General features: G+C 63.9%; 29 protein-coding genes and 1 riboswitch. Of the genes, 17 read left to right on the plus strand and 12 right to left on the minus strand.

Features of this window, described 5'->3' with window-relative positions; all coding sequences use genetic code 11:
* Window positions 1–517: 517 nt before the first annotated feature.
* The 5 genes from OZ411_RS39490 (at window position 518) to OZ411_RS39510 (ending at window position 3,588) form a co-directional block, all read left to right on the plus strand.
* Complete coding sequence (locus OZ411_RS39490; protein ID WP_282532271.1) at window positions 518–784, plus strand: hypothetical protein; 267 nt, start codon at window positions 518–520, stop codon at window positions 782–784.
* Between the two features lie 196 nt (window positions 785–980).
* On the plus strand, window positions 981–1,421 hold the full coding sequence (locus OZ411_RS39495; RefSeq protein WP_282532272.1) for a nuclear transport factor 2 family protein: 441 nt from the start codon (window positions 981–983) through the stop codon (window positions 1,419–1,421).
* Between the two features lie 256 nt (window positions 1,422–1,677).
* Window positions 1,678–2,634 (plus strand): hypothetical protein, encoded by a 957-nt coding sequence (locus OZ411_RS39500; protein WP_282532273.1) that lies wholly within the window; start codon window positions 1,678–1,680, stop codon window positions 2,632–2,634.
* A 152-nt stretch (window positions 2,635–2,786) separates the two neighbouring features.
* Complete coding sequence (locus OZ411_RS39505) at window positions 2,787–3,206, plus strand: hypothetical protein (protein ID WP_130583352.1); 420 nt, start codon at window positions 2,787–2,789, stop codon at window positions 3,204–3,206.
* Between the two features lie 196 nt (window positions 3,207–3,402).
* A complete protein-coding gene (locus OZ411_RS39510; protein ID WP_282532274.1) occupies window positions 3,403–3,588 on the plus strand; it encodes a hypothetical protein in 186 nt (61 codons plus the stop codon).
* A gap of 53 nt (window positions 3,589–3,641) precedes the next feature.
* Here OZ411_RS39510 and OZ411_RS39515 read toward each other — a convergent pair whose 3' ends face one another.
* From OZ411_RS39515 to OZ411_RS39525, 3 genes are all read right to left on the minus strand, one after another.
* Window positions 3,642–3,785, minus strand: coding sequence for a hypothetical protein (locus OZ411_RS39515; RefSeq protein ID WP_165421484.1), 144 nt, complete (start codon window positions 3,783–3,785; stop codon window positions 3,642–3,644).
* A gap of 138 nt (window positions 3,786–3,923) precedes the next feature.
* Entirely contained in the window at window positions 3,924–4,403 is a 480-nt protein-coding gene (locus OZ411_RS39520; RefSeq protein WP_282532275.1) for a MaoC family dehydratase, read from the minus strand.
* A gap of 5 nt (window positions 4,404–4,408) precedes the next feature.
* Window positions 4,409–4,870 (minus strand): MaoC family dehydratase, encoded by a 462-nt coding sequence (locus tag OZ411_RS39525; RefSeq protein ID WP_282532276.1) that lies wholly within the window; start codon window positions 4,868–4,870, stop codon window positions 4,409–4,411.
* A gap of 209 nt (window positions 4,871–5,079) precedes the next feature.
* On the opposite strand from OZ411_RS39525, the gene OZ411_RS39530 reads away from it, so the two are divergent.
* Window positions 5,080–5,373, plus strand: a complete 294-nt coding sequence (locus OZ411_RS39530; RefSeq protein WP_027581135.1) for a DUF4282 domain-containing protein — start codon at window positions 5,080–5,082, stop codon at window positions 5,371–5,373.
* A gap of 144 nt (window positions 5,374–5,517) precedes the next feature.
* On the opposite strand, the gene ychF is transcribed toward OZ411_RS39530, so the two are convergent.
* The 4 genes from ychF to OZ411_RS39550 all read right to left on the minus strand — a co-directional run bounded on the left by ychF (window position 5,518) and on the right by OZ411_RS39550 (window position 8,536).
* Entirely contained in the window at window positions 5,518–6,615 is a 1,098-nt protein-coding gene (gene ychF / locus OZ411_RS39535; RefSeq protein WP_282532277.1) for a redox-regulated ATPase YchF, read from the minus strand.
* 69 nt (window positions 6,616–6,684) lie between these two features.
* Entirely contained in the window at window positions 6,685–7,290 is a 606-nt protein-coding gene (gene pth, locus OZ411_RS39540; protein WP_282532278.1) for an aminoacyl-tRNA hydrolase, read from the minus strand.
* A gap of 27 nt (window positions 7,291–7,317) precedes the next feature.
* Window positions 7,318–8,028: a 50S ribosomal protein L25/general stress protein Ctc gene (locus tag OZ411_RS39545; RefSeq protein WP_028163892.1), complete on the minus strand. Its 711-nt coding sequence runs from the start codon at window positions 8,026–8,028 to the stop codon at window positions 7,318–7,320.
* 253 nt (window positions 8,029–8,281) lie between these two features.
* The gene (locus tag OZ411_RS39550) at window positions 8,282–8,536 is read right to left on the minus strand and encodes an accessory factor UbiK family protein (RefSeq protein WP_130583256.1); all 255 of its coding nucleotides are present in this window, start codon (window positions 8,534–8,536) and stop codon (window positions 8,282–8,284) included.
* 160 nt (window positions 8,537–8,696) lie between these two features.
* On the opposite strand from OZ411_RS39550, the gene OZ411_RS39555 reads away from it, so the two are divergent.
* The 6 genes from OZ411_RS39555 to OZ411_RS39580 all read left to right on the plus strand — a co-directional run bounded on the left by OZ411_RS39555 (window position 8,697) and on the right by OZ411_RS39580 (window position 14,035).
* On the plus strand, window positions 8,697–9,458 hold the full coding sequence (locus OZ411_RS39555) for a dienelactone hydrolase family protein (protein ID WP_282532279.1): 762 nt from the start codon (window positions 8,697–8,699) through the stop codon (window positions 9,456–9,458).
* Entirely contained in the window at window positions 9,443–10,285 is an 843-nt protein-coding gene (gene lgt, locus OZ411_RS39560; protein WP_282532280.1) for a prolipoprotein diacylglyceryl transferase, read from the plus strand. Before OZ411_RS39555 ends, lgt begins: the two co-directional genes overlap by 16 nt.
* 8 nt (window positions 10,286–10,293) lie before the next feature.
* Window positions 10,294–11,415, plus strand: a complete 1,122-nt coding sequence (locus tag OZ411_RS39565) for a class I SAM-dependent methyltransferase (RefSeq protein ID WP_282532281.1) — start codon at window positions 10,294–10,296, stop codon at window positions 11,413–11,415.
* Entirely contained in the window at window positions 11,412–12,179 is a 768-nt protein-coding gene (pgeF, locus tag OZ411_RS39570; protein ID WP_282532282.1) for a peptidoglycan editing factor PgeF, read from the plus strand. The genes OZ411_RS39565 and pgeF overlap by 4 nt, the downstream gene beginning before the upstream one ends.
* 123 nt (window positions 12,180–12,302) lie before the next feature.
* Entirely contained in the window at window positions 12,303–12,914 is a 612-nt protein-coding gene (locus tag OZ411_RS39575) for a hypothetical protein (RefSeq protein ID WP_130583261.1), read from the plus strand.
* Window positions 12,915–13,081: 167 nt separating this feature from the next.
* Complete coding sequence (locus OZ411_RS39580; RefSeq protein ID WP_165421479.1) at window positions 13,082–14,035, plus strand: ribose-phosphate pyrophosphokinase; 954 nt, start codon at window positions 13,082–13,084, stop codon at window positions 14,033–14,035.
* Window positions 14,036–14,165: 130 nt separating this feature from the next.
* Here the strand turns inward: OZ411_RS39580 and OZ411_RS39585 are convergent, their stop codons facing one another.
* Window positions 14,166–14,753, minus strand: a complete 588-nt coding sequence (locus OZ411_RS39585) for a 6,7-dimethyl-8-ribityllumazine synthase (RefSeq protein WP_130583263.1) — start codon at window positions 14,751–14,753, stop codon at window positions 14,166–14,168.
* 75 nt (window positions 14,754–14,828) lie between these two features.
* A riboswitch (FMN riboswitch) is annotated at window positions 14,829–14,980 on the minus strand.
* Window positions 14,981–15,421: 441 nt separating this feature from the next.
* Here OZ411_RS39585 and OZ411_RS39590 point away from each other — a divergent pair.
* Entirely contained in the window at window positions 15,422–15,919 is a 498-nt protein-coding gene (locus OZ411_RS39590; RefSeq protein ID WP_130583264.1) for a YbjN domain-containing protein, read from the plus strand.
* A gap of 167 nt (window positions 15,920–16,086) precedes the next feature.
* Entirely contained in the window at window positions 16,087–16,905 is an 819-nt protein-coding gene (gene proC / locus OZ411_RS39595) for a pyrroline-5-carboxylate reductase (protein WP_130583265.1), read from the plus strand.
* A 94-nt stretch (window positions 16,906–16,999) separates the two neighbouring features.
* On the opposite strand, the gene OZ411_RS39600 is transcribed toward proC, so the two are convergent.
* The 4 genes from OZ411_RS39600 to OZ411_RS39615 form a co-directional block, all read right to left on the minus strand.
* On the minus strand, window positions 17,000–17,395 hold the full coding sequence (locus OZ411_RS39600; protein ID WP_130584477.1) for a hotdog domain-containing protein: 396 nt from the start codon (window positions 17,393–17,395) through the stop codon (window positions 17,000–17,002).
* A 181-nt stretch (window positions 17,396–17,576) separates the two neighbouring features.
* Complete coding sequence (locus OZ411_RS39605; protein ID WP_028163903.1) at window positions 17,577–17,780, minus strand: tautomerase family protein; 204 nt, start codon at window positions 17,778–17,780, stop codon at window positions 17,577–17,579.
* Between the two features lie 117 nt (window positions 17,781–17,897).
* Window positions 17,898–19,445 carry a histidine--tRNA ligase gene (gene hisS / locus OZ411_RS39610; RefSeq protein WP_282532283.1) on the minus strand — a complete coding sequence of 516 codons (1,548 nt, stop codon included), beginning with the start codon at window positions 19,443–19,445 and terminating at the stop codon, window positions 17,898–17,900.
* Window positions 19,446–19,518: 73 nt separating this feature from the next.
* Window positions 19,519–20,598, minus strand: coding sequence for a branched-chain amino acid aminotransferase (locus OZ411_RS39615; protein ID WP_282532284.1), 1,080 nt, complete (start codon window positions 20,596–20,598; stop codon window positions 19,519–19,521).
* Window positions 20,599–20,938: 340 nt separating this feature from the next.
* On the opposite strand from OZ411_RS39615, the gene OZ411_RS39620 reads away from it, so the two are divergent.
* Genes OZ411_RS39620 through OZ411_RS39630 form a run of 3 tightly spaced genes read left to right on the plus strand, consistent with a single transcriptional unit; the run spans window position 20,939 to window position 23,628 of the window.
* The gene (locus tag OZ411_RS39620) at window positions 20,939–21,493 is read left to right on the plus strand and encodes a MarR family winged helix-turn-helix transcriptional regulator (RefSeq protein WP_282532285.1); all 555 of its coding nucleotides are present in this window, start codon (window positions 20,939–20,941) and stop codon (window positions 21,491–21,493) included.
* Between the two features lie 41 nt (window positions 21,494–21,534).
* Window positions 21,535–22,230, plus strand: a complete 696-nt coding sequence (locus OZ411_RS39625) for a response regulator transcription factor (RefSeq protein ID WP_130583714.1) — start codon at window positions 21,535–21,537, stop codon at window positions 22,228–22,230.
* Between the two features lie 12 nt (window positions 22,231–22,242).
* Window positions 22,243–23,628, plus strand: a complete 1,386-nt coding sequence (locus tag OZ411_RS39630; RefSeq protein WP_130583711.1) for an ATP-binding protein — start codon at window positions 22,243–22,245, stop codon at window positions 23,626–23,628.
* Window positions 23,629–23,705: the final 77 nt, after the last annotated feature.

The following is a 23,705-nucleotide window of genomic DNA, read 5'->3' on the forward strand; positions in this document are numbered from 1 at the left end:
CCTACCCCCGTGCTTTTTGTTGCACGGGGCCCATGGGTGCAACCGGCACCCGGCTTTCCCTGCGCCCTCTGATTTCAAGGAGGGTGAAACGAGACGCAAAGCTCGGGCATTTCATGTCGCGAGAATGCGGACCCACATCGTCTCACCAAACTCCATCGTCATGCCCCGCGAAGGCGGGGCATCCAGTAACCCGCGGCGTCTGAGCGTAAGCACTACCGCCTGTGGAATACTGGATCGTCCGGTCAAGCTGGACGATGACAGCGGAGCGCTGTTTGACATTCGAATCAGAGCCTCTCCGCCGTCATTGCGAGGAGCGCAAGCGACGAAACAATCCACGTCTCCGCGAGCGGCGAGATGGATTGCTTCGCTTCGCTCGCAATGACGGTCTCCGTCCCGTAGCTTGTCCACCAAGCACGGAACAACACCTTCCCGTTAATTCCCCGTCACGTTGAACCTCGCCGGCGCTTGCGTGACCAACTACTCGGCATGCTGCGGACGACGGGGCTGACAGGACATCATGAAAATCGCGTTGCTGGCGATCTTAGGTCTGGCATTCGGGGCGCTGGGCGGCGCCGCGCTCGGCATCAGTGCCGGGCTTGCCTGGATCGGAATCTTCAAAACCTCGAATTTTGAAGGCGATAGCGGCGCGCTGGTGTTCTTCACCTTCATGCCGATGGGCGCTGTGATCGGCGGCATTGGCGGCGCGCTGCTGTTCGCCGTGCTCGCGATCCGCGACGCCGAGGTCGCAATCGAGCACGAGCCTGTAGCCCGTCGCGACCGCTGATGGGCCACGGACGGCGGATTCGGGCAAAATCTCGCAAAAAAGTCTGCATTTGTGCAATGCAAAAATAACAATTGCGTTCTGGCACGGCCGCTCTATTTGAGACGGTGAAATTTGAAGTGCAGCAATCTGGCGCGGCGTCGGTGCGGACGCCCATTTGCCGTTGCTGTTTTGCAATCCAGATTCGGGAAGACGATAAATGACAGAGCATAGTCTCTGGCGTTTTTCGCGCGCGTTTCACCGCGCGATCAACGAACGCCAATTCGCGGATATTGCCGCCCTGCTCGACGAGGACGTCGAATGGGCGATCTATGGACCGATCGACCTGTTTTCTTTCTTCGGTGCACGTCACGGCAAGCCCGCCGCGCTTGAGGTGATCAGGCAGATCGCCGAGAACTTCTGCGTCCGCCGCTTCGAGCGCGAGTCCATCATGCTCGGCGCCGATTCCGCGGCATCGATGATGCGCTATTCGCTGACCGCGCAGGATTCGAATAAGCCGATCGCGGTGCGGATCGCGCATTTCGCGCAATTCCGTGGCGGCCTGCTGACCCGCTTGCGCGTCCTGGTCGACAGCTTCGACCTGGTCGAGCAGACCGTCGGCTATCCGATCCACCTGCCGCGGATCGCAGCGGCGCAATAAGCGCCTCGCCGTCGTCATCATTCGCTGGACCAGTTTCGTCGTACCCGGGCGCTTCCCGGGTATCCAAATGCCTTCCTTCGCCAGCCCCGGGAAGGCGTGGATGGCCGGGACATCAGCCTGAACGCTTTTTCACGCTCTTGTGCCCGGCCATGACGATCCGATCCGTGCTACATGCTGTCGCGCCGACAACAACGTCGTCGTCACAAATTTGCGCTACGCTATACGTATTACTCTGCCTGGAATGCGGGCTGCGGGAATGACTTTCAAACGACGATCTGGCTGGGCGTGGTTGCCGGTACTGGCTGCGGGCTTCGGCATTGCGATGGTGCTGCCGGCGGCGGCGCAGACGTCGCCGCAAATCTCCGCTCAAATTTCCTCTCAAATTTCCCCTTGGAACGGTATCCACGATGCGACGCCGGCGGCCGAGGAGGCCGAGCCCGAGCCCGAGGCAAATGACGCCGACGTGATGAAGGACGTCGACGTGGACAAGCTCGACTGGAGCCTGCTCAGCGCCGATGCCTCGCCTTCCGACACCGTGCTGACGCCGAAGAAGGCCGCAGCGCCGAAGAAGGCGGACGGCAGTGATGCCGCATGGTCGTCGAACAACAACGCGAACGGCACGTCCGCGGTCTCGGTCAAGCAATCGATCTCGCCGTTCTGGGACACGCGGATCGGCGCCGACATGACGGTCGCGCGCCAGGGCACGCTGACCAATTCGGAGTTGCTGTCGGAACGGCTCGCCAATGGCGGCAGTCTGCCGCAATCCTCCGGCACCGCCTGGGCCGCGATCACCGCGCCGGGCGTTGCCTCGATCTGGGACAAGACCTCGGTCGAGGCCCGCGTCGATCCCGGCAGCGACCAAACCCGGTTCGGGACCTCGATCAGCAAGTCGGTGCCGCTCGCCGACCAGTATTCGCTGACGCTGCAGAACGGCTACAACCTGATCCAGCAGGGCATGGTGCCGGTGCCCGGCATCGTCAGCCATCCCTCGCGGAGCTATGAGGCCGATCAATCGGCGAGGCTGAGCATCAATAACAGCGGAACCAGCTTCATCGCCGGCCAGACGCTGACGACCGGCGACGACAAATGGCTGCACCGGATCGGCGCCGAGCAGAAGCTGTTCGACGGCGTCACCATCTCCGGCTCGATCGGGGAAAGCGCGCAAGGGCCGGCCAACAAGAGCCTGACGGCCGGGTTCAAGCGAAGCTGGTGAGGCCGGCCGCGGTCGTAATCCCTTAAGGAATGATCGAACCATTGCCGCAACTTGGCCTAGATGCGGCCAAAATCGGGCGCCCATAGTTGCCGCTCACATCGTGCGGTGGGGGACTTCCGCGCTCGCGTCATTGCGTAACAGAGGAATAGCCGATGAACGCTACCAATCGTTCCGAGCAAGTTGAACAAGAAGCAGAGACGGAAATCGACAACAACCTCGCCGCCGTCTCGGACGTCGAGGCTGGCATCCGCGACTTCGTGCGCAACGATATCGCCTATCTGCGCCGGTCGCCGCAGGCAAGCACGGAACCACTCGAGCCGAACACCGAGGCCACCGTGAACAATGTCAACTCGCTGATCCAGCGCGTCGCCGGCACGTCGCTCGCAGAGATCGAGAAGTTGATCTCCGAGCTCGAAAGCCTGCGCGACCTCCTGCACGCCGAAGGCCAGCGCGTCCAGCGCGAGATCTCGGGCTACGCCCAGCTCAGCCAGGCCGCGATGAAGTCGACTCGCATGATCGCCGACAACGTCACGCAGTGGAAACGCGCCGCCGACGGGCTGCGCAACAGCTAGTCTCGGCGATTGCTACAAGAAGTTCATGACCGCCGCATCACCTGTGCGGAGGATGCGGCGGTTTCTATTTGACTAAAATGATTTGAAAGATAAAAGCGCAGCACGCGACCGAGCATGATGGGGAAAAGATCATGCTCAAACTCGGAGCGTGAAGATTTCTTGACTTGCGCGTGATCGTTTCGATCCGGATCACGCCGTGACGGATGCCGCTTTGGCACGCCGTTTCTTGGGGAAAACAGCACTGATGCAAAGCGTTCGGCCCGACAACACCGATCCCATCCCGCTGCGGCAATCGCCGCACAGTGTCGGCACCATCATGCTCCGCTTCGTCGGATTGCTGATCGCGGCGACCGTGGTGATGGTGTTGATCTGGAGCCGCTGACGCCTTCGCAACGGCGTGATGGCTAGGCTGCTATGGTTAGCAGAAGCTGAAGATCAGCGCCGGACGATCGCGCTGCCCTCGAGCGTGAAGGCGCCGTCGGCATAGCCCTTCACCACCATGCCGGTGGTCAGCATCACCGCAACCGTGACGGTCGCGAAAATTGCGCCCAGAACTTTCAGTCCGACACGATCTGCCATAGTTGTCCTCACGGTGCTTACCCTGGGTCTGATATGGCCGGCAGAAAGTTCAAAATGGGTTAGCAAATAGATCGTATCCGGAATTCGTCGAATACGGTTAAAGAGCCGGACGGTTCCCGTAACCGCGCAAGCCGGGTTTCAGCCTGCCTTCCGGCGCGGAACGAAGGCGGTGGCGAGGAACGAGAACACGAGTTCGCCGTGCTGGTTGGTGCCGGTGTTGCGGCCCTGCAGGATGCCCCATTCGGGACGCTTCTCGGAGGTGCGCTTGGTCTCGACCACATTGGCATAGCTGATGGTGTCGCCGGCCAAGACCGGCTTGATCCAGCGCAGCTCACGAAAACCGGGCGAAGGTCCCCACACCGCGACCTCTTCCCCGCGCGCGGCTGTCTCCTGCGCCAGACGCTTGCCGTCGGCAACCAGGAGCTTCATGCAGACGGAGGCGACGTGCCAGCCCGATGCTGCCAAGCCGCCGAACAGCGACTTTCGTCCTTCCTCCTCGTCGAGATGAAAGCGCTGCGGATCGAACTGAGCCGCGAAGCGCTTGATGTCCTCGGCGGTGAAGGTGAACGAGCCGAGCTCGCGCCGCGCGCCGATATCGATATCCTCAAAGAAGCGCATCGATGCTACCCCGCCACCGCTTCGGCTCGCCGGCGGACGATGATCGGCGACTCCATCTCGCACAACACCACGCCGGCCGCGTTGCGCACCGTGCATTTGAAGGTCACGATGCCGGTCGAAGGCCGGCTGCGCGAAACCCGCGCCTCGACCACATCGACATCCAGCGTCAAATCGTCGCCGGGGCGCAGCGGCGACAGCCAGCGCATCTCATTGACGCCGGGCGAGCCGAATGACGCCGTGCGGCAGATAAAGCCGTCGGCCAGCATCCGCATCGTGAGCGAGCCGAGATGCCAGCCCGAGCCGGACAGTCCCTTCAGCATCGATCGTTTCGCCGCCTCTTCGTCGAGATGCATCGGCTGTGGATCGAACTCGGCGGCAAAAGCCAGGATCTCCTCGCGGGTGACGTGGCGCGGGCCGAAGGTGCCGAAATGGCCTATCTTGAAGTCTTCGAACGTGAGTGTGGTCATGCTGGGGATTTCAGGAGACAGGGGCCTGATTGTGGCCGTTATTTGCGGCAATCTCAACCCGCCCGCCCGCATGGCTTGCTTTTAAGGGGGGATCACCATAGCGGGGGAGCACCGTCCTTGCGTACCGCTCCCCGGCTTGCCCGGACAGAGGTTCGGAGCTAGCCCTGCTTCGGCGCGACTCAAGATCGATTGGCCGGGAGAATCCACCGATGTTCGATTTTCAAGACCTGTTTCAGTGGGACCGCTTCATCACCCCCACGATCATCAAGACGTTCTACTGGCTGGTCATCGGCGTGATCGTGCTGTTCGGCATTTACGGAATCCTCTGGAGCCTGGCCGCAATGGCGATCAGCCCGTTCGGCGGCTTCATCCTGCTGCTCGCCTCGCTCACCAGCATCGTGGTCGGCATCGTGCTCTCGCGCATCGCCGCCGAATTCATCCTGATCGTGTTCCGCATCAACGAGCATCTCGGCGCGATCCGCGACCAGGGCGGAATGCGGTAGGAATTTCCACCGTCATTGCGAGCCACCGGGTCGGCGCAAAGCGCCGCCCGATGACAGGCTCCGCGAAGCAATCCATATCGCCGCTTGCGGAGAGGTGGATTGCTTCGTCGCTGCGCTCCTCGCAATGACAGCGAAAGGTGGTGATTACGTATTAAACCTGAAATGCATCACGTCGCCGTCGGCGACGACGTAGTCCTTGCCTTCCAGGCGCAGCTTACCGGCGTCGCGGGCGCCGGCTTCGCCGCCGAGCGCGACGTAGTCGTCATAGGCGATGGTCTCGGCGCGGATGAAGCCCTTCTCGAAATCGGTATGGATCACGCCGGCCGCCTGCGGCGCCTTGGTGCCGCGGTCGATGGTCCAGGCGCGCGCTTCCTTCGGGCCGACGGTGAAATAGGTGATGAGATGAAGCAGTTCGTAGCCGGCGCGGATCAGGCGGTCCAGACCGGCCTCCTCGAGCCCGAGCGTGTCCAGAAAATCGGCACGCTCCTCGCGTGACAGCGTCGCGATCTCGGCTTCGATCTTGGCGGAGATCACGACGGCGACCGCGCCCTCTTTCTTCGCCTGCTCGAACACCTGCTTCGAAAAGCTGTTGCCGTCCTTCGCCGAGCTCTCCTCGACATTACAGACATAGAGCACTGGTTTGGAACTCAGAAGCCCGAGCATGCGGAAGGCGCGCTCCTCTTCCGGCTTGCGCTCGAGCGCACGTGCGGGTCGCCCCTCACGCAACAGCACCAGCGCGCGGTTGACGAGATCGAGCTGTTCCTTGGCGTCCTTGTCGTTGCCCTTGGCCTTCTTGGTGAGATTGTCGACGCGCTTCTCGAGGCTGTCGAGATCGGCGAGCATCAATTCGGTTTCGATGGTCTCGATGTCAGCCAGCGGCGCGATCTTGCCCTCGACATGCGTGATGTCGGAATCCTCGAAGCAGCGCACCACATGCGCGATCGCATCGACCTCACGGATGTTGGCGAGGAACTGGTTGCCGAGCCCTTCGCCCTTGGAGGCGCCGCGGACCAGGCCGGCGATATCGACGAAGGTCAGCCGGGTCGGAATGATCTGCGCCGACTTTGCCACAGCCGCGAGCTTGTCGAGCCGCGGATCGGGGACGGCGACCTCGCCGACATTCGGCTCGATAGTGCAGAACGGATAGTTGGCCGCTTGCGCTGCGGCCGTCTCCGTCAGCGCATTGAACAGCGTCGACTTGCCGACATTGGGCAACCCGACGATCCCGCATTTGAATCCCATCGTACTTTCCGATCTCCCGCGCGAATGTGCAGCGGCTGAATTGACTGAGGTCGCCCTCGATGACGAGCGTTACTTTCCGCCCTCTTCCTTGCTGTCGAAAAAGCCCTTCGCCTGCAGCGTCAGATGCACCTTGTTCTGGAACGACGAATCCTGTCCCGCCGCCAGCAGGCCGGCATTGTCGGCGACTGCCTCGCAGAGCGCCTCGACCCACGGCCGGTCGTTCTTGGCGAAATCCGACAGCACGTGACTGTGCACGAGTTCCTTGATCCCGGGATGACCGATCCCGAGCCGGACCCGGCGATAGTCGTTGCCGATATGCGCGGAGATCGAGCGCAAGCCATTGTGCCCGGCGATGCCGCCGCCGACCTTGACCCGCACCTTTGCCGCCGGCAGCTCAAGCTCGTCCTGGAACACGGTGATATCGCCGGCCGAAAGCTTGAAGAAATTCTGCGCTTCCTGCACCGCGCGCCCGGACTCGTTCATGTAGGTGGTCGGCTTCAGCAGCACCACCTTCTCGCGACCGAGCAGGCCTTCGGATGTCTCGCCCTGAAAGCGGCGGCGCCATGGTGCGAAACCATGACGCCGCGCAATCTCATCGACGGCCATGAATCCGATGTTGTGCCGGTTATCAGCGTATTTCGCGCCGGGATTACCGAGGCCAACAAAGAGTCGCATGACGCGGCATCCCGCGCTGGCGCGCTATCACTTCTTCTTGTCGCCACCGGCCGGTGCCTTGGCACCCGCCGCTGGAGCCGCAGCACCCGCTGCCGGAGCAGCCGCACCTGCAGCCGGAGCGGCAGCGCCTGCCGCCGGGGCCGCACCTGCCGCCGCCTTCTGCTCTTCGGCGTAGCCGGACGGCGGCACGATGGTCACCAGCGTGGCGTCCTCGCGCGACAGCGCCTTCACGCCCTTCGGCAGCTTGATGTCGGACAGATGCAGCGAGTAGCTGATTTCCAGTGCGCCGACATCGGCGTCGATGTACTGCGGAATGTTCTCGACCGAGCATTCGAGGTCGATCGTGTGGGTGACGATGTTGACGGTTCCGCCGCGCTTCACGCCGGGCGCCGTTTCCGCGTTGATGACGTGCAGCGGAACACTGACGCGGATGGTCGCGCCTTCGCCGAGCCGCATGAAGTCGACGTGAAGCGGGAAGTCCTTCACCGGGTCGAGGTGATAGTCGCGCGGAATCACGCGGTGCTTCTTGCCGTCGAGATCGATGTCGAACAGCGTCGTCAGGAACCGGCCAGCGAGGATGCGCTGGCGCAGCTCGCGGTCGTCGACCGAGATGGTCAGCGGGGGCTTGTTGTCACCATAGATCACTCCGGGAACTTTCCCGGCGCGACGCTCAGCCCGGGCGGCCCCCTTGCCGCTCTTCGGACGTGCGGTCGCCTTCAATTCCTTGACGGTCGCCATCAGTCTAAGTCCTTGTTTTGCAAAAAGTTAAAGGCCGCATCGCGGCCCCGTTTCGCGTGCCGCAGCAAGCCTCCAGGGGTGCGGGGGCTGCGGACGTAGCGGGCTTTTAGCCCCAAAGGGCCGAAATGACAAGGAAAATGGGCGGCCTCGAGGGGCGACCCGTAGCCCGGGTGAAGTGCAGCGAAACCCGGGAAAACTCACCGCGGGGGCAACGGTCCCGGGTTGCGCTGCGCTTCACCCGGGCTACGAGAGATCAGGTCCCTCCGAGCTTGGCCTCCAGCGCTGCGATCCGCGCCTTCAGCGCCTCGTTTTCCTCGCGCGCCAGGCGGGCCATGTCCTTCACCGCCTCGAACTCCTCGCGCCGGACGACATCGAGGTCGCGCAGAACGCGTTCGGCCTGGTTGCGCATGACCGAGTCGACTTCGCGCTTGACGCCCTGGGCGGCGCCGGCGGCATCGTTCATGAGACGGCCGATCTCGTCAAAAAACCGGTTCGTGGTCTGGGTCATCTAGCTCTCCGCACTCCCTAACGATCAAGACAATGGCAATCAAAGGCGCGTGGTTCAAGGCCGCAAATGACCCATGATGCCGCTCGCCTTGTCATGCTCCGGTTTCCTTGCAATCGTACTCAACGCCCAGGAATAGAGAATCGCTAACCGAGAAACGCCCATGATCGACCAGCAGATCGATATTCCGACCAAAGACGGCAAGATCACCACTTTCATCACCCATCCCGAGCGCGGCGGCCCGTTTCCGGTGATCATCTTCTACATGGATGCGCCGGCGATCCGCGAAGAGCTGCGCGACATGGCGCGCCGGCTCGGTACGTCCGGCTACTATGTGATGCTGCCGAACCTCTATTACCGCGCCGGCGTCATGGAGCTTGGGCCGATCAATCCCGACCCGGAATCGCCCGAACGCAAGCGCATGTTCGAATTGATGCAGTCGATCAACATTCCCGTGGTGATGGAAGACACCAAGGCCCTGCTCGCCTATGCAGAGGGCGAGGCCGCCGCGAATACGCGCATCGTCGGCACCGTCGGCTATTGCATGAGCGGGCGCTATGCGATCAACGCGGCGACGCATTTCCCCGATCGCGTGAAAGCCGCCGCCTCGGTCTACGGCACGCATCTGGCGACCGACCAGCCCGACAGCCCGCATCTGGCAGCCGAGAAGACCAAGGCCGAGCTCTATTTCGCCTGCGCCGAGACCGACATCTACGCGCCGATGGAGATCATCGAAAAAGTGCAGGCCGGCATGAAGGGATCGACCAACGAGGTCGAGATCTATCCCGCCACCCATCACGGTTTTGCCTTCCCGAGGCGCCCGGTCTATCACCGCGACGCCGCCGAGCGGCACTGGGAGCGTCTGCTGGCGCTCTATCGCCGCAATCTGTCCGCACAGCCTGAGGCGCGATGCCCTTCCTCTTGATCGATTTCCCCGTGTTCGATCCGATCGCCATCTCGATCGGACCGATCGCGATCCGCTGGTACGCGCTCGCTTACATCTGCGGCATCGTGATCGGCTGGATCTACGCGCGGCAGATGATCAAGAACGAGAAACTGTGGGGCGGCCCCGCGCCGATCACGCTCACCCAGATGGACGACTTCATCCTCTGGGTCACGCTCGGCATCATAGTCGGCGGCCGCACCGGCTACGTGCTGTTCTACAATCTGCCGTTCTTCATTCAGCATCCCGCCGAGATCTTCGAACTGTGGAAGGGCGGCATGTCGTTCCATGGCGGCTTCCTCGGCTGCGTCGTCGCAGTAATGTGGTTTGCGCGCCGGAACAGCGTCCCGATCCTGTCGCTCGGCGACATGACCACTGCGGTCGCGCCGATCGGCTTGTTCCTCGGCCGGCTCGCCAATTTCATCAACAGCGAATTGTGGGGCCGGCCCGCCGATCCGAGCCTGCCCTGGGCGATGGTGTTTCCCACTGGGGGCCCGGTGCCCCGGCATCCGAGCCAGCTCTATGAAGCCGGGCTCGAGGGCATCGTCCTGTTCACGATCCTGGCGGTGATGATCCGGATGGGCGCCCTGAAGCGGCGCGGCCTTGTACTCGGCAGCTTCATCTTGATCTACGGCATCGCCCGCATCATCGGCGAACACTTCCGCGAGCCCGATCCGCAGCTCGGCTTCCTGTGGGGCGGGTTAACCATGGGAATGCTGTTGTCGGTGCCGATGGTCATTGTCGGCATTATCATGGTTGTGATGGCTTGGCGCCGCCGGGCGCCGCAGCCGCTACCGAGTTCGATTTAAGGCTGGATGTGACCGAAGTTTCGCCGCTGCTGTCCGAGATCAAGAAGCTGATCAAATCATCCGGCCCGATGCCGGTCTGGCGCTACATGGAACTGTGCCTGATGCATCCGCAGCACGGCTATTACGTGTCGCGCGACCCGCTGGGCCGCGAGGGCGATTTCACCACCGCGCCCGAGGTTAGCCAGATGTTCGGCGAGCTCCTGGGCCTGTGGTCGGCATCGATCTGGCGCGCGATCGGTTCGCCTGACTCGCTGCGGCTCATCGAGATCGGCCCCGGCCGCGGCACCATGATGGCGGACGCGTTGCGGGCGCTGCGGGTGCTGCCACCGCTCTATCAGTCGCTCAGCGTCCATCTGGTCGAGATCAATCCGGTGCTGCGCGAGAAGCAGCGCGCAACCTTGGGCAATGTCCGCGACATCACCTGGCACGAGAGCATCGACGACGTGCCCGAGGGCCCGGCGGTGATCCTCGCCAACGAATATTTCGACGTGCTGCCGATCCACCAGGTGGTGAGGCGCGAGAACGGCTGGCACGAGCGCGTGATCCAGCTCGACAGCAATGGCAAGCTCGCCTTCGGCACCGCGCCCGAGCCGATGCCGCGCTTCGACGTGCTGCTGCCGCCGCTGGTGCGCGCGGCTCCCTTAGGTGCGGTGTTCGAATGGCGGCCCGACACCGGGATCATGAAGCTCGCCCGCCGCGTGCGCGACCAGGACGGCGCGGCGTTGATCATCGATTATGGCCACATGCGCAGCGATGCCGGCGACACCTTCCAGGCAATCGCCCGCCACAGCTTTTCCGATCCGCTGAAGAATCCGGGCCAGGCCGACGTCACCGCCCATGTCGATTTCCAGGCGCTGGCACGGGCCGCCGAAGACGTCGGCGCACGCGTCCACGGCCCGGTGACGCAGGGTGAATTCCTGAAGCGCCTCGGCATCGAGGCGCGGGCCGCGGGATTGATGGCGAAGGCCACGCCCGAAATCGCGGACGAGATCGCCGGCGCACTGAAACGATTGACCGACAGCGGCCGCGGCGGCATGGGCTCGATGTTCAAGGCAATGGCGATCTCCCACCCGGAGCTCACCTCGATCGCGGGCCTGAGCGATCATCCAAACGACGCGGAACGTTCATGACCCTGGCCTCCCCGCTGCTCTCAGCCATTCCCGGCCTGCGCCACGCCTTTTTCTCGCGCGAAGGCGGCGTATCCGAGGGCATCTATGCCGGCCTCAACGGCGGCATCGGCTCCAATGACGCTGCCGATAATGTCGCGGAAAACCGCCGGCGCATGGCGGAGCGCTTGGGGGTCGGACCCGACCGCCTGCTGACGCTCTATCAGGTGCATTCCCCCGAAGTCGTGGTCGCCACCACGCCCTGGGCGAGCGATGCGCGGCCGAAAGCCGACGCCATCGTCACCCGCACCGAGAACCTTGCGATCGGCGTTACCGCGGCCGATTGCGGGCCGATCCTGTTCGTCGATCCCAATGCGCGCGTGATCGGCGCGGCGCATGCCGGCTGGAAGGGCGCGCTGACTGGCGTGCTGGAATCGACCGTCGAGGCGATGGAAAGGCTCGGCGCCGACCGCAGCGGCATCGTCGCCGCGATCGGGCCTTTGATCCGCCAACACTCCTATGAAGTGGGGCCCGAATTCGTCGCGCGATTTCTGGAGGCTGACGCGGACAACGCCCTCTTCTTCCTGCCCGGCGAACGCGAAGGACACGCGATGTTCGACCTCGGCGGTTACATCCGGATGCGGCTGGAGAATGCCGGTATCCTGATGATCGACGACATCGGTATCGACACCTATTCCGACGAACGCTTCTATAGCTACCGCCGCTCGGTGCATCGGAAAGAGGGCGATTATGGCCGCCACGTTCACGCCATCGCCCTGGAAAAATAACCGCTTCCGGCGGAAGTACTTAAACTTCAAAGAAAATTTCGATCAGCGCCTGGAATCTATCGAACCGGCGCCGGGGCCTCGCCGCCCTAGACCTTAACGTATTTTAACGATATCGGGGTGATGATGAGCGACACCATCGTCACCCTTTCCCGAATTGCGCGCGCCGCGTTGGCCGCAACGTTGCTGATTGCGGCTTGCGCGCTCGGCGGCTGCGCCAATGGCGGCGCGGCGAGCAATGCCTATGCGATGGCGGGGAGCGGCGGCAATGGATCGACAATCGCGTTCGAATCGATCGACGGCCCGCCGCCGCAGGTGTTCGACCGCATGGTGGGTGTGCTGGACAGCGAATCCAAACTCCGCGACCTGGCGATCGTCTCGCGCGAAGGCGCGGCCGCCTACCGCGTGCGCGGCTATCTCTCGGCGCAAGTCGTGCGCGGCAAGACCGTCATCGCCTGGGTCTGGGACGTCTATGATGCCAACCAGCAGCGCGCCCTGCGACTCTCCGGCGAAGAACCGGCCGGCAAGTCCGGCCGTGACGCCTGGGCTGCCGCCGACGACCTGGTCCTGCGCAAGATCGCACAAGCCGGCTTGAGCGGCCTCAGCACCATGATCAATGGCGGCCCGACCGATGCGCCTGCGCCGGCCTCCACGCCCAGCCGGCAGGGACCCGCGGTCGCGAGCGCGCCCGCACCGGAAGAATCCGGGGTCGTGGCGCTCGGCTACAGCGCTAACTAAACGTTCGGGATAGTCAAAAAGCTGTCATTTTTTGGCCGGGATAACGGGTGTGACGGGTTGCCGCTGCCCCCCTCGCCTGATATCTCGTCGCGCATCGAAACCCGCCGGTTCTGTAGGTACTTGAGATGTTGGACATGGTATCGAGCAAACCTCGGGGAGAAGCGTCCATGTCGGCCAAGAACGGCGCGATCAAGCTGGTAGCTGGCAATTCCAATCCCGTGCTGGCACAAGAGATCGCCGACGGGCTCGGGATGTCCCTGACCAAGGCGGTGGTCCGGCGCTTCGCCGATATGGAGATCTTCGTCGAGATCCAGGAAAACGTCCGCGGCTCCGATGTCTTCATCCTGCAGTCGACCTCGTTCCCGGCCAACGACCACCTGATGGAACTCCTGATCATCACCGACGCGCTGCGCCGGGCTTCCGCCCGCCGCATCACGGCGGTCGTGCCCTATTTCGGCTATGCGCGGCAGGATCGTAAGTCAGGGTCGCGTACCCCGATCTCGGCGAAACTGGTCGCCAACCTGATCACCCATGCCGGCGCCGACCGGGTGATGACGCTCGACCTGCATGCCGGCCAGATCCAGGGCTTCTTCGACATCCCGACCGACAATCTCTACGCTTCGCCGGTGATGGTGCGCGATATCCGCGAGCGCTTCGCGCTGAGCAATGTGATGGTGGTGTCGCCCGACGTCGGCGGCGTGGTCCGCGCGCGCGGCCTCGCCAAGCGCATCAACACGCCGCTCGCCATCATCGACAAGCGCCGTGAGCGGCCGGGCGAGTCCGAAGTGATGAACGTGATCGGCGATGTCGCCGGCTACACCTGCATCCTCGTCGACGACATCGTGGATTCCGGCGGCACGCTGGTGAATGCGGCCGACGCCCTGATCGCCAACGGCGCCAAGGAAGTGTTCGCCTATATCACCCATGGCGTCTTGTCCGGCGGCGCCGCGGCCCGCATTGCCTCGTCCAAGCTGAAAGAGCTCGTCATCACCGACTCGATCCTGCCGACCGAGGCGGTGAGGAATTCCGCCAACATCCGCACCCTCTCGATCGCCGGCCTGATCTCCGAGGCGATCGCCCGCACCGCTGCGGAAGAATCGGTGTCGAGCCTGTTCGACTAGACATCCCCAAGCCTCGTCATTCCGGGGCGCGCGTCAGCGCGAGCCCGGAATCCATCTGACCACAGAAGACGCGGCCCAATGGATTCCGGGCCTGCGTGCTTCGCACGCATCCCGGAATGACGGCGGGTCGTTACCCCACGATCCCCGCGGCGACCTGGCCGCGCAGGCGCTCCAGGCTGTGCAGGGTGTTGGCGCAGGCTTCCGCGACCTCGACGCCCTTGATGGCGAAATGCTTGCGGAAGAAATCGTAATGCACCTCGGTCTCGTGGAACTGTTGCGGCGTCAGCACGGCCGAGAACACCGGCACCTCCGTGCGCAACTGCACGTCCATCAGCGCCTTGATCACGGTGTCGGCGACGAATTCGTGGCGGTAGATGCCGCCATCGACGACGAGGCCCGCGGCGACGATCGCCGTGTAGCGGCGCGTCTTGGCGAGGATCTGCGTGTGCAACGGAATCTCGAACGAGCCCGGCACCTCGAACACGTCGATATTGGTGACATGGCGCGCCTCCATCTCGGCGAGGAAGGCGATGCGGCATTCCTCCACCACGTCGCGGTGCCAGGACGATTGCACGAATGCAACCCGCTGCGGCTTGGCGAAACGCGGATGCGTGGGCGCCGGCGGCGGCTCTGATGTCGCCAGCGCGGCACCCGCGGGCGACTGGACTTCCTCGGCTTCGGGAGTTTGGACTTCGGCGTCTTGCAACATCTGATTCATGGCTTTCCTCTTTCAGGACCAGAATCAGGGCATACGGAAAACGACTGTAGCCACGCGCGATGGCGAGGCTGCCGCAACCGTTCTCTTTCATCCGGACTTTGACCGTCGGCTTCGGAATTGCACCGAATCTGCTGACCCTTCCTCCTGGGAGGAGAAAGGCGCTCGCGGGCTTGGGCCATCAGGCCCTTACCGCCGGTGGGGACTTTCACCCCGCCCTGAGAACATCGGCCGCCCGGAATGGACGACCTGCCCCCAAAGCTATTGCCAAACCCACGGACGCGGCAAGCGCCTTGGCATGGCGAATCGGCATGTTCCCCATGTGCCCGGCGCGAGCCTTGACGACCGCTTGGCGACTCTCAGGTGCCCTCGCCCGGGCCGAAACGCGCGGAGCGCGTTAACGATTGCGACGATCGCGCAAATCCGATTCCGATTTGTTCTCGCGTTAATAATTGTGGCGGCGATGAGCTGTGGACGAGCACGCCTTTGGCTGTGGACGGACTCGGGGCCCGGTTGCGCGGATTCCGCAAATCACATCACTTCATCCTGGCAAGCCTCGGAGCGATCGGGAAGGCCACGGGGGCCTGCAGTCGGCAACCATGCGTTATCTGGTGCAGGCCGGCCTTCCGGATGCGTACCAAGAAAGTCAGAAGAACAAGGGTCGAGACGGCATGTCCCTCCTCGAAGGCATAATCGATTCCGAGAACCATCCACTTGCGGTGGTCGAAGACATTGCGGCCGATAACAACTGGGCGTTTGAGCGCGCTGGCGACGAGGTCACGATCGTCTCCAAAGGCGACTGGACCGACTATCAGCTCTCCTTCACCTGGATGAGCGAGATCGAGGCGCTGCATCTGGCGTGCGCCTTCGACATGAAGATTCCACCGGCGCGCCGTCCCGAAGCGCAGCGGCTGATCGCCGCCATCAACGAGCAATTGTGGATCGGCCATTTCGATCTCTGGACCCACACCGGCATGATCATGCATCGCCAGGCGCTGGTGCTGCCCGGCGGGTTGAACGCATCGACCGCGCAATGCGAGAGCATGCTGGTCGGCGCCATCCATGCCTGCGAGCGCTACTACCCGGCGTTTCAGTTCGTGGTGTGGGCCGGCAAGACCGCACAGGAGGCGATGAGCGCCGCGATGTTCGACACCGAGGGCGAGGCTTAAGGAACACGCCGCATCCGCGGAGTTGCCGTCGTCCCGGCCTTGAGCCGGGACCCATACCGCGTGATCTCGCCGTTTGAGCTAAAGCGCTTGTCGCGCGTCCTGCACCTTACTAAAACCACCTGTGGTTATGGGTCCCGGCCTGCGCCGGGACGACAGTGGTGGCGCCCTTGAGCAACAACACCTTGCAAAATATCACCGGCACCGTCGCGCTTGCCGGCGCGGGCAAGATGGGTGGGGCGATGCTGACCGGCTGGCTCGCCGGAGGCCTCGATGCCTCGCGCGTCGCCGTGATCGACCCGCAGCCTTCGGCCGAGATCGGTGCGCTGGCCACCAAGGGCGTCCGTCTCAATCCCAAAGACGCAGGCCACGTCGACGCGCTGGTGGTCGCGGTCAAGCCGCAATCGTTCCGGGATGCCGGCGCCGCGCTCAAGTCGCTGGTCGCGCCATCGACGCTTGTCGTCTCGATCATGGCCGGAACCACCATCGCCTCGCTCGAGGAAGTCTGCGGCGGCGCGGTGGTGCGCGCGATGCCGAACACGCCGGCCTCGATCGGCCGCGGCATCACGGTCGCGGTCGCCGCTAACAATGTCAGCGCCGCGCAGCGTGCGACTGCGGATGCGCTGCTGCGCGCAACCGGCACGGTGGAATGGGTCGACGACGAGGGCCTGATGGACGCCGTGACCGCGGTCTCCGGCTCCGGTCCGGCCTATGTGTTCCTGCTCGCCGAAGAGCTCGCGCGCGCCGGTGTCGAGGCCGGATTGCCGGAAGACCTCGCCACCAAGCTGGCGCGCGCGACCGTCTCGGGCTCCGGCGAATTGCTGCACCGCTCGGACTTGCCGGCGGCGACCCTGCGTCAGAACGTCACCTCGCCCGGCGGCACCACCGCCGCTGCGCTGGACGTGCTGATGGCGACCGACGGGCTGCGCCCACTGATGATCCGCGCGATTGCAGCCGCGACAAAGCGATCGAAGGAATTGGCGAAGTAGCCAAGCTTTGTAGGGTGGGCAAAGCGCAGCGTGCCCACCATCACGAGCGGAACGTGGATGGTGGGCACGCTGCGCTTTGCCCACCCTACCGGATTCACTGCTCCGCGATCCGCCTGGTAAAACTCTCGACATTGACCAGGCCGCGGGCGTGGCGGCCGTCGCCGATCTTGCGCTCACCGTGGAAAGCCTGCACCTCGAAGCGGATCACGCGGCGTTCGACCGCGATGACTTTTGCGGTGGTGCGCACCAGGGCGCCCACGGGCGCAGCCCAGAGATGGCGGATGTCGACCTCGGTGCCCACGGTGACCCAGCCGGGCTGCAGGTTGCCGCGGATCGCATCGCCCGAGGCCATTTCCATTTCCAGGATCATCATCGGCGTGGCGTAGACCATCGGCATGCCAGGCACGAAATGCCCGACGGTGCGCTCGGGCGGCACCACAAGCGTGCGCTCGGCACTCACGCCGATCTTGATGACGTCGCGGGCGTCCATGTTGCCTCACACACGGTGTCGTCCCGGACAAGCGAACGAAGTGAGCGCTGATCCGGGACCCATAACCACAGGAAGTCATTTGGCGAAGACCGGCGATCGGCAGCTCGCGCCACAACGCAATCCTGTGGTTATGGGTCCCCGCTCCAGTGCGCAATTGCGCACAAGGCGGGGACGACGAGAGCTACTTCTTCGCCGCGGCGGCGCGCTCAACGAACGTCTTGCCGCCCTTCATCTTGTGGGTGAGCGGCGCCTCGTTGATCTGGATCACGACGGCTTCGGCGTCGACGCCGAGGTTCTTCACGAGCGCCTGGGTGATGTCGAGCATCATGCCCTTCTTCTGCTCTTCGGTGCGGCCGGCAGCCATGTTCACGGTGATCTCAGGCATCTCTCGCTCTCCCTTTTGTTGTCGTTCACTGGCCCGGCCGTCATTGCCGGGCTCGACCCGGCAATCCATCATTTTGAAGATGGATACGCGGGTCAAGCCCGCGTATGACGAATTCAGCTACCCCCACGTCACCTCATGCCGCGCCAGCACCTCGCGGACCTTCGCGACGAGGTCAGCCTCCGCACACGAAAACTGCGCCGGACGGGTCTCGCGCCATTCCTGGTTCGAAGCGATCGCCGCCGCCGCCTTCGCGCCTTCGATCAGGTCCTTGATCTGCACCTCACCGCGCGCCTGTTCATCGGAGCCCTGGATGATGACGCAAGGCGAGTTGCGGCGGTCGGCATATTTGAGCTGGTTGCCCATGTTCTTCGGGTTGCCAAGATAGAGCTCGGCGCGGACGTTGGCGCTACGCAACTGCGCGACCATCTTCTGATAATCCGCGACCCGCTCGCGATCGAACACCGTCACCACGACGGGCCCGAATTGCGGCCGCGTATCGAGCTTGCCAAGCAGCGTCAGCGCCGCCTGCAGCCGCGACACGCCGATGGAAAATCCCGTCGCCGGCACCGGCTCGCCACGGAAGCGCGAGACGAGACCGTCGTAGCGACCGCCACCGCCGACGGAGCCGAAGCGAACGGGACGGCCTTTTTCGTCCTTGGTGTCGAGGAGCAGTTCTACTTCGTAGACGGGGCCGGTGTAGTATTCCAAGCCGCGAACGACGGAGGGATCGATAATAACCCTGCTTTCATCGTAACCCGCTGCCGCAAGTAGCTCCTTGATCTGCGCAAGCTCGGCCACGCCTTCTTGGCCCAGGGCATTTCCTTCCACCACATCTTCGAAGTTCGCGACCGTGACTTCGTTCGATCCCCTCTTACTCTTCGATCCCGACGATGAATCGCCTTTCCAACCGGTGAAGTTAATTACGCGTGATATTCCGACAGGGTCGAGTCCGGCACCCGCGGTAAAGTCACCCTTTCCTTCTTCGCCGCCATCCCATCGGCCAGAGCCGAGCAATTTCTCAATCTCCTCGATCGGAAATTTGTCGAGCTTGTCGATGGCGCGGAGCACCGTCAGTCGTTTCCCGGCATTGTCGTCACCGCCGAGACCGATGCTCTCCATCAACCCGTCAAGCACCTTGCGATTGTTGACCTTCACCACATAAGAGCCGCGCGGAACGCCAAGCGCCTCCATCGTGTCCGCGGCCATCATGCACATTTCGGCATCGGCGGCCGGCGAGCCCGAGCCCACCGTATCCGCATCGAATTGCATGAACTGGCGGAAGCGGCCGGGGCCCGGCTTCTCGTTGCGGAAGACGTAGCCGGCGCGATAGCTGCGATACGGCTTCGGCAGCGCGTCGAAATTCTCGGCGACGTAGCGGGCGAGCGGCGCGGTCAGGTCGTAGCGCAGCGAGATCCACTGCTCGTCATCGTCCTGGAACGAGAACACACCCTCGTTGGGGCGGTCCTGGTCCGGCAGGAATTTTCCGAGCGCGTCGGTATATTCCATCGCCGGCGTCTCCACCGGCTCGAACCCGTAGCGCTCGAACACCTCGCGGATGGTCTCGGTCATCCGGCGTGTCGCGGCGATCGCGGTCGGGCCGCGATCTTCGAGCCCGCGCGGCAGGCGCGCCTTCAGCTTCTGCGGTTTTTTGGGTTTGTCGGCCATGGGCGCGCGTTTACCAGCGGATGGAGAATGCGGCAACCGTCGCGCCGAGGCGGCGGAATAATTCCGCCGCCGGTCACGGGACCTTTCTGATCCAATTGTGCGGGTCGGTCGCGCGACCGTACTGGATGTCGACCAGCTTCTTGCGCAGCCCCATGGCGACAGGGCCGGCCTCACCGCCGTTGATGAGAAAATCGCCGCTCGTGGAACACACCTTGCCGATCGGCGAGATGACGGCCGCCGTACCGCAGGCGAAGGCCTCTTTCAGCTTTCCGCTGGCGGCATCAGCGCGCCACTGGTCGATCGTGTAGGCCTCCTCGCGCACGGGCGTGCCGGCATCCTTCGCGAGCGCGATGATCGAATCCCTCGTGATGCCCGGCAGGATCGTGCCGAGCGGCGGCGTCAGCAGCGAACCGTCGGCGAACACGAAGAAGACGTTCATGCCGCCGAGTTCCTCGATGTTGCGGCGCTCGACCGCATCGAGGAAAACCACCTGATCGCAGCCGTGTTCGATGGCCTCGGCCTGCGCCCGCAGGCTCGCGGCGTAATTGCCGCCGCACTTGACGGCGCCGGTGCCGCCGATCGCGGCGCGCGTGTAGTGCTCCGACACCCAGATCGACACCGGCGCGGGTCCGCCCTTGAAATAGGAGCCGACCGGCGAGGCGATGACGGCGAAGATGTATTCCGCTGATGGTTTCACGCCGAGGAAGACCTCGCTCGCGATCATGAAGGGCCGCAGGTAGAGACTGCCCTCGCCGCCTGGAATCCAGGCGCGGTCGATGCGCACGAGCTGCTCGACCGCTTCGATGAACACGGGCTCGGGCAGCGGCGCCATGGCCATGCGCTCAGCCGAATTCCAGAAGCGGCGGGCATTGGCGTCGGGGCGGAACAGGTTCACGCCGCCATCGTCGCGCTTGTAGGCCTTGAGGCCTTCGAAAATCTCCTGCGCGTAGTGCATGACGGCGGTGGCCGGATCGAGCGGGAAGTTCGCGCGGGATTCGACGCGCGCGCCATGCCAGCCCTTCGCCTGATTGTAGTGGACCACAGCCATGTGATCGGTGAAAATCCGGCCGAAGCCCGGGTCCACGAGCCTTGTCGCGCGCTCCTTGTCGGAGGTCGCATTCGCCGCAGGCTGGATTTCGAATTTCAAACTCATATCCTTTGCTTTCCGCCCTTGCTTCCCGCTGTCGGAATCCGCGCGATTGCTGACGCCGGTGTCTCCGGGCCTGACTGGCTTAGTCGGCCTGGACTTCACCGCCAGCCTTACGGCCGGTTTCCATCGCCGTCATGTCCGAAAGGACATGCTTTTGCCGGATGCTGAAGTCCAGTATGTTTTGTCGAAATGCCGCTCGACAATCGCACGGTAGTCCCAATTTGCGGCCCAAGCCTCCATCACTGGTCTGCTCGTGGCCGATCTAAACTTTGCCAGGGACGAAACGATTTAAAATTTCGTCGAGACTGGCAGTTTTGTAACATTGAACCCAAGATACGTCAATATGGCTGACATAAATTTCTCAACGGCAGCAGCGCAGCCCGATTCTCCGGGAACGGACGTATCCGCTCCCGCGCCTCGGACGGGCGATTTGCGCTGGGACATCATCGAGCTCCTGTTCTTCGCCTATCGCGACTTCGTCGGCGATGCCGATCAGGAGCTGGAGGCGTTCGGCTTCGGCCGCGCCCATCACCGGGTGATGCACTTCGTCACGCGCTATCCGGGGCTCAAGGTCGCCGATCTTCTCGACGTCCTGCGCATCACCAAGCAATCGCTCGGCCGCGTGCTGAAGCAATTGCTCGATGAAGGCTACATCCTGCAGAAGACCGGCAGCAATGACCGGCGGCAGCGGCTGCTTTACGCCACCGCCAAGGGCGAAGCGCTGGTGGCCAAGCTGGCGGGATTGCAGACCGACCGCATCAACCGCGCGGTCGCCGGCCTCGATCCGGGCGGCGTCGAGACCGTGCGAGCGTTCCTGCGCGCGATGATCGACCGCGACGATCCCGACAAGGTGCTGGAGACGATCTTCGGCAGCGCGGCCAAGAAGACGAGGGAGTGAACGTGACGCAGGGAGCAACCATTGCCGCGGCGACGGCACGAATGCCGATGAAACCGGCCGACGACGCGCCGCACCTCCTGCTGGTCGATGACGATCGCCGCATCCGCGATCTCCTCTCGCGCTTCCTCTGCGGCGAAGGCTATCGCGTCACGACCGCCATGAGCGCCAGCGACGCGCGCGCCAAACTACTGGGGCTCAATTTCGACCTGCTGATCCTGGATGTGATGATGCCCGGCGAGAACGGCTTCGATCTCGCGCGCTTCATCCGCGCGTCCTCGTCGGTGCCGATCATCATGCTCACTGCGCGCCACGAGGCGGAAGCCCGCATCGAGGGTCTGCAGATCGGCGCCGATGACTATGTGGCAAAGCCGTTCGAGCCGCGCGAACTGGTGCTGCGGATCGGCAACATCCTCAAGCGCACCGCGCCGCCGCCGGCGCAGACGCTGGAGCAGATCGCCTTCGGCCCCTACGTCTTCCATCTCGACCGCGGCGAATTGCGCCAGGGGGAGGAGATCATCCATCTGACCGACCGCGAGCGGGACATGCTGCGCGTCCTCGCCGCGAGCCCCGGCGAAACCGTGCCGCGCGGCGCGCTGACCGGAGGCGGCACCGTCAACGAGCGCGCCGTCGACGTGCAGATCAACCGCCTGCGGCGCAAGATCGAGCGCGATCCCGCCAATCCCTTGTTCCTGCAGGCGGTGCGCGGCATCGGCTATCGCCTGGTGGCCTCGCCTTAAGCCTTATCCGCCATGAGCACGATCGACACGGGCCTGAGCCTGATCCGCAACGCCTCGCAACGCGTCTCCCGAGCCAATGGCCGGATGGGAAACGCGTTCAAGAGCTGGATGCCGACCGGCCTCTATGCCCGCGCGCTGCTGATCATGATCGTGCCGATGGTGGTGCTGCAGACCGTGGTGGCCTTCGTGTTCATGGAACGGCACTGGAACACGGTGACGCGCCGCCTCTCCGCCGCTGTGGTGCAGGACATCGCCGCTCTCATCGACGTCTACAAGACCTATCCGCAGGACAAGGACCGCGCGCAGGTGCGCCGGATCGCGCAGCGGCTCCAGCTCGTGGTCGATTTCCTGCCTCCCGGCGACATGCCGCCACCCGGGCCAAAGCCGTTCTTTTCGCTGCTCGACCAGTCGCTGTCGGTGCAGCTCGGCCGCCAGATCGGCCGTCCGTTCTGGATCGACACCGTCGGCAGATCCAACCTGGTCGAGATCCGCGTGCAGCTCGACGACGCGATCATGCGCATCTTCGCGCTGCGCAGCGCCGCCTACGCTTCGAATTCGGAGATCTTCATCTTCTGGATGCTCGGCACCTCCACGATCCTTTTGATCGTCGCGGTGCTGTTCCTGCGCAACCAGATCAAGCCGATCCTGCGTTTGGCGGACGCCGCCGAAAGCTTCGGCAAAGGCCGGGAGGCACCGAATTTCCGGCCACGCGGCGCGCGCGAGGTGCGGCGTGCGGCGCACGCCTTCCTGGAGATGAAGGCGCGCATCGAGCGCACGATCGAGCAGCGCACCGCGATGCTCGCCGGCGTCTCGCACGATCTGCGCACCATCCTGACCCGCTTCAAGCTGGAGCTCGCGCTGCTCGGCGAAGGCCCCGAGATCGACGCCATGCGCAAGGACGTCGACGAGATGTCGATGATGCTGGAGGACTATCTCGCCTTCGCCCGCGGCGACTCCGGCGAGGTCGCACAGCCCACCGACATGACGATGGCGCTGGAGGAATTGCGCAACGACGCCGAGCGCCACGGCCACACCGCGACCGTCGCCTTCCACGGACTGCCCGTCGTGACCGTGAAGCCGGCCTCGTTCAAGCGCTGCCTCGGCAATCTCGTCTCCAATGCGGCGCGGCACGCCAACGCGATCTCGATCACCGGCCACCGCGACCACCGTTATCTCACGATCACCGTCGATGACGACGGCCCGGGCATCCCGGCGGACATGCGCGAAGAAGTCTTCAAGCCGTTCTTGCGGCTCGACGACGCCCGCAACCAGGACGAGGGCGGCACCGGCCTCGGACTGGCCATCGCCCGCGACATCGCCCGTTCGCATGGCGGCGACATCATGCTCGGCGACAGCCCGATGGGCGGCCTCCGCGCGACAGTGAGGGTACCGGTGTAGGGAAACTCGTCCCTTCTCCCCTTGTGGGAGAAGGTGGCGCGCATGAAATGCGCGACGGATGAGCGACTATCTGGATT

The sequence above is a fragment of the Bradyrhizobium sp. Arg237L genome (assembly GCF_029990105.1).
In the GTDB taxonomy this organism is placed as follows: domain Bacteria; phylum Pseudomonadota; class Alphaproteobacteria; order Rhizobiales; family Xanthobacteraceae; genus Bradyrhizobium.

Excerpts from the sequence above, each read along its gene's own strand:
- OZ411_RS39490 (WP_282532271.1), top strand. The coding sequence starts at position 518 with ATGAAAATCGCGTTGCTGGCGATCTTAGGTCTGGCATTCGGGGCGCTG.
- OZ411_RS39550 (WP_130583256.1), bottom strand. The coding sequence starts at position 8,536 with ATGACCCAGACCACGAACCGGTTTTTTGACGAGATCGGCCGTCTCATG.
- OZ411_RS39555 (WP_282532279.1), top strand. The coding sequence starts at position 8,697 with ATGATCGACCAGCAGATCGATATTCCGACCAAAGACGGCAAGATCACC.
- lgt (WP_282532280.1), top strand. The coding sequence starts at position 9,443 with ATGCCCTTCCTCTTGATCGATTTCCCCGTGTTCGATCCGATCGCCATC.
- OZ411_RS39520 (WP_282532275.1), bottom strand. The coding sequence starts at position 4,403 with ATGCGCTTCTTTGAGGATATCGATATCGGCGCGCGGCGCGAGCTCGGC.
- OZ411_RS39625 (WP_130583714.1), top strand. The coding sequence starts at position 21,535 with ATGCCGATGAAACCGGCCGACGACGCGCCGCACCTCCTGCTGGTCGAT.
- OZ411_RS39585 (WP_130583263.1), bottom strand. The coding sequence starts at position 14,753 with ATGAATCAGATGTTGCAAGACGCCGAAGTCCAAACTCCCGAAGCCGAG.
- OZ411_RS39495 (WP_282532272.1), top strand. The coding sequence starts at position 981 with ATGACAGAGCATAGTCTCTGGCGTTTTTCGCGCGCGTTTCACCGCGCG.
- OZ411_RS39515 (WP_165421484.1), bottom strand. The coding sequence starts at position 3,785 with ATGGCAGATCGTGTCGGACTGAAAGTTCTGGGCGCAATTTTCGCGACC.
- pth (WP_282532278.1), bottom strand. The coding sequence starts at position 7,290 with ATGCGACTCTTTGTTGGCCTCGGTAATCCCGGCGCGAAATACGCTGAT.
- OZ411_RS39620 (WP_282532285.1), top strand. The coding sequence starts at position 20,939 with ATGGCTGACATAAATTTCTCAACGGCAGCAGCGCAGCCCGATTCTCCG.
- OZ411_RS39505 (WP_130583352.1), top strand. The coding sequence starts at position 2,787 with ATGAACGCTACCAATCGTTCCGAGCAAGTTGAACAAGAAGCAGAGACG.
- OZ411_RS39575 (WP_130583261.1), top strand. The coding sequence starts at position 12,303 with ATGAGCGACACCATCGTCACCCTTTCCCGAATTGCGCGCGCCGCGTTG.
- OZ411_RS39545 (WP_028163892.1), bottom strand. The coding sequence starts at position 8,028 with ATGGCGACCGTCAAGGAATTGAAGGCGACCGCACGTCCGAAGAGCGGC.
- OZ411_RS39530 (WP_027581135.1), top strand. The coding sequence starts at position 5,080 with ATGTTCGATTTTCAAGACCTGTTTCAGTGGGACCGCTTCATCACCCCC.
- OZ411_RS39580 (WP_165421479.1), top strand. The coding sequence starts at position 13,082 with ATGTCGGCCAAGAACGGCGCGATCAAGCTGGTAGCTGGCAATTCCAAT.
- pgeF (WP_282532282.1), top strand. The coding sequence starts at position 11,412 with ATGACCCTGGCCTCCCCGCTGCTCTCAGCCATTCCCGGCCTGCGCCAC.
- hisS (WP_282532283.1), bottom strand. The coding sequence starts at position 19,445 with ATGGCCGACAAACCCAAAAAACCGCAGAAGCTGAAGGCGCGCCTGCCG.
- OZ411_RS39525 (WP_282532276.1), bottom strand. The coding sequence starts at position 4,870 with ATGACCACACTCACGTTCGAAGACTTCAAGATAGGCCATTTCGGCACC.
- OZ411_RS39500 (WP_282532273.1), top strand. The coding sequence starts at position 1,678 with ATGACTTTCAAACGACGATCTGGCTGGGCGTGGTTGCCGGTACTGGCT.
- OZ411_RS39615 (WP_282532284.1), bottom strand. The coding sequence starts at position 20,598 with ATGAGTTTGAAATTCGAAATCCAGCCTGCGGCGAATGCGACCTCCGAC.
- OZ411_RS39590 (WP_130583264.1), top strand. The coding sequence starts at position 15,422 with ATGTCCCTCCTCGAAGGCATAATCGATTCCGAGAACCATCCACTTGCG.
- ychF (WP_282532277.1), bottom strand. The coding sequence starts at position 6,615 with ATGGGATTCAAATGCGGGATCGTCGGGTTGCCCAATGTCGGCAAGTCG.
- OZ411_RS39605 (WP_028163903.1), bottom strand. The coding sequence starts at position 17,780 with ATGCCTGAGATCACCGTGAACATGGCTGCCGGCCGCACCGAAGAGCAG.
- OZ411_RS39600 (WP_130584477.1), bottom strand. The coding sequence starts at position 17,395 with ATGGACGCCCGCGACGTCATCAAGATCGGCGTGAGTGCCGAGCGCACG.
- OZ411_RS39630 (WP_130583711.1), top strand. The coding sequence starts at position 22,243 with ATGAGCACGATCGACACGGGCCTGAGCCTGATCCGCAACGCCTCGCAA.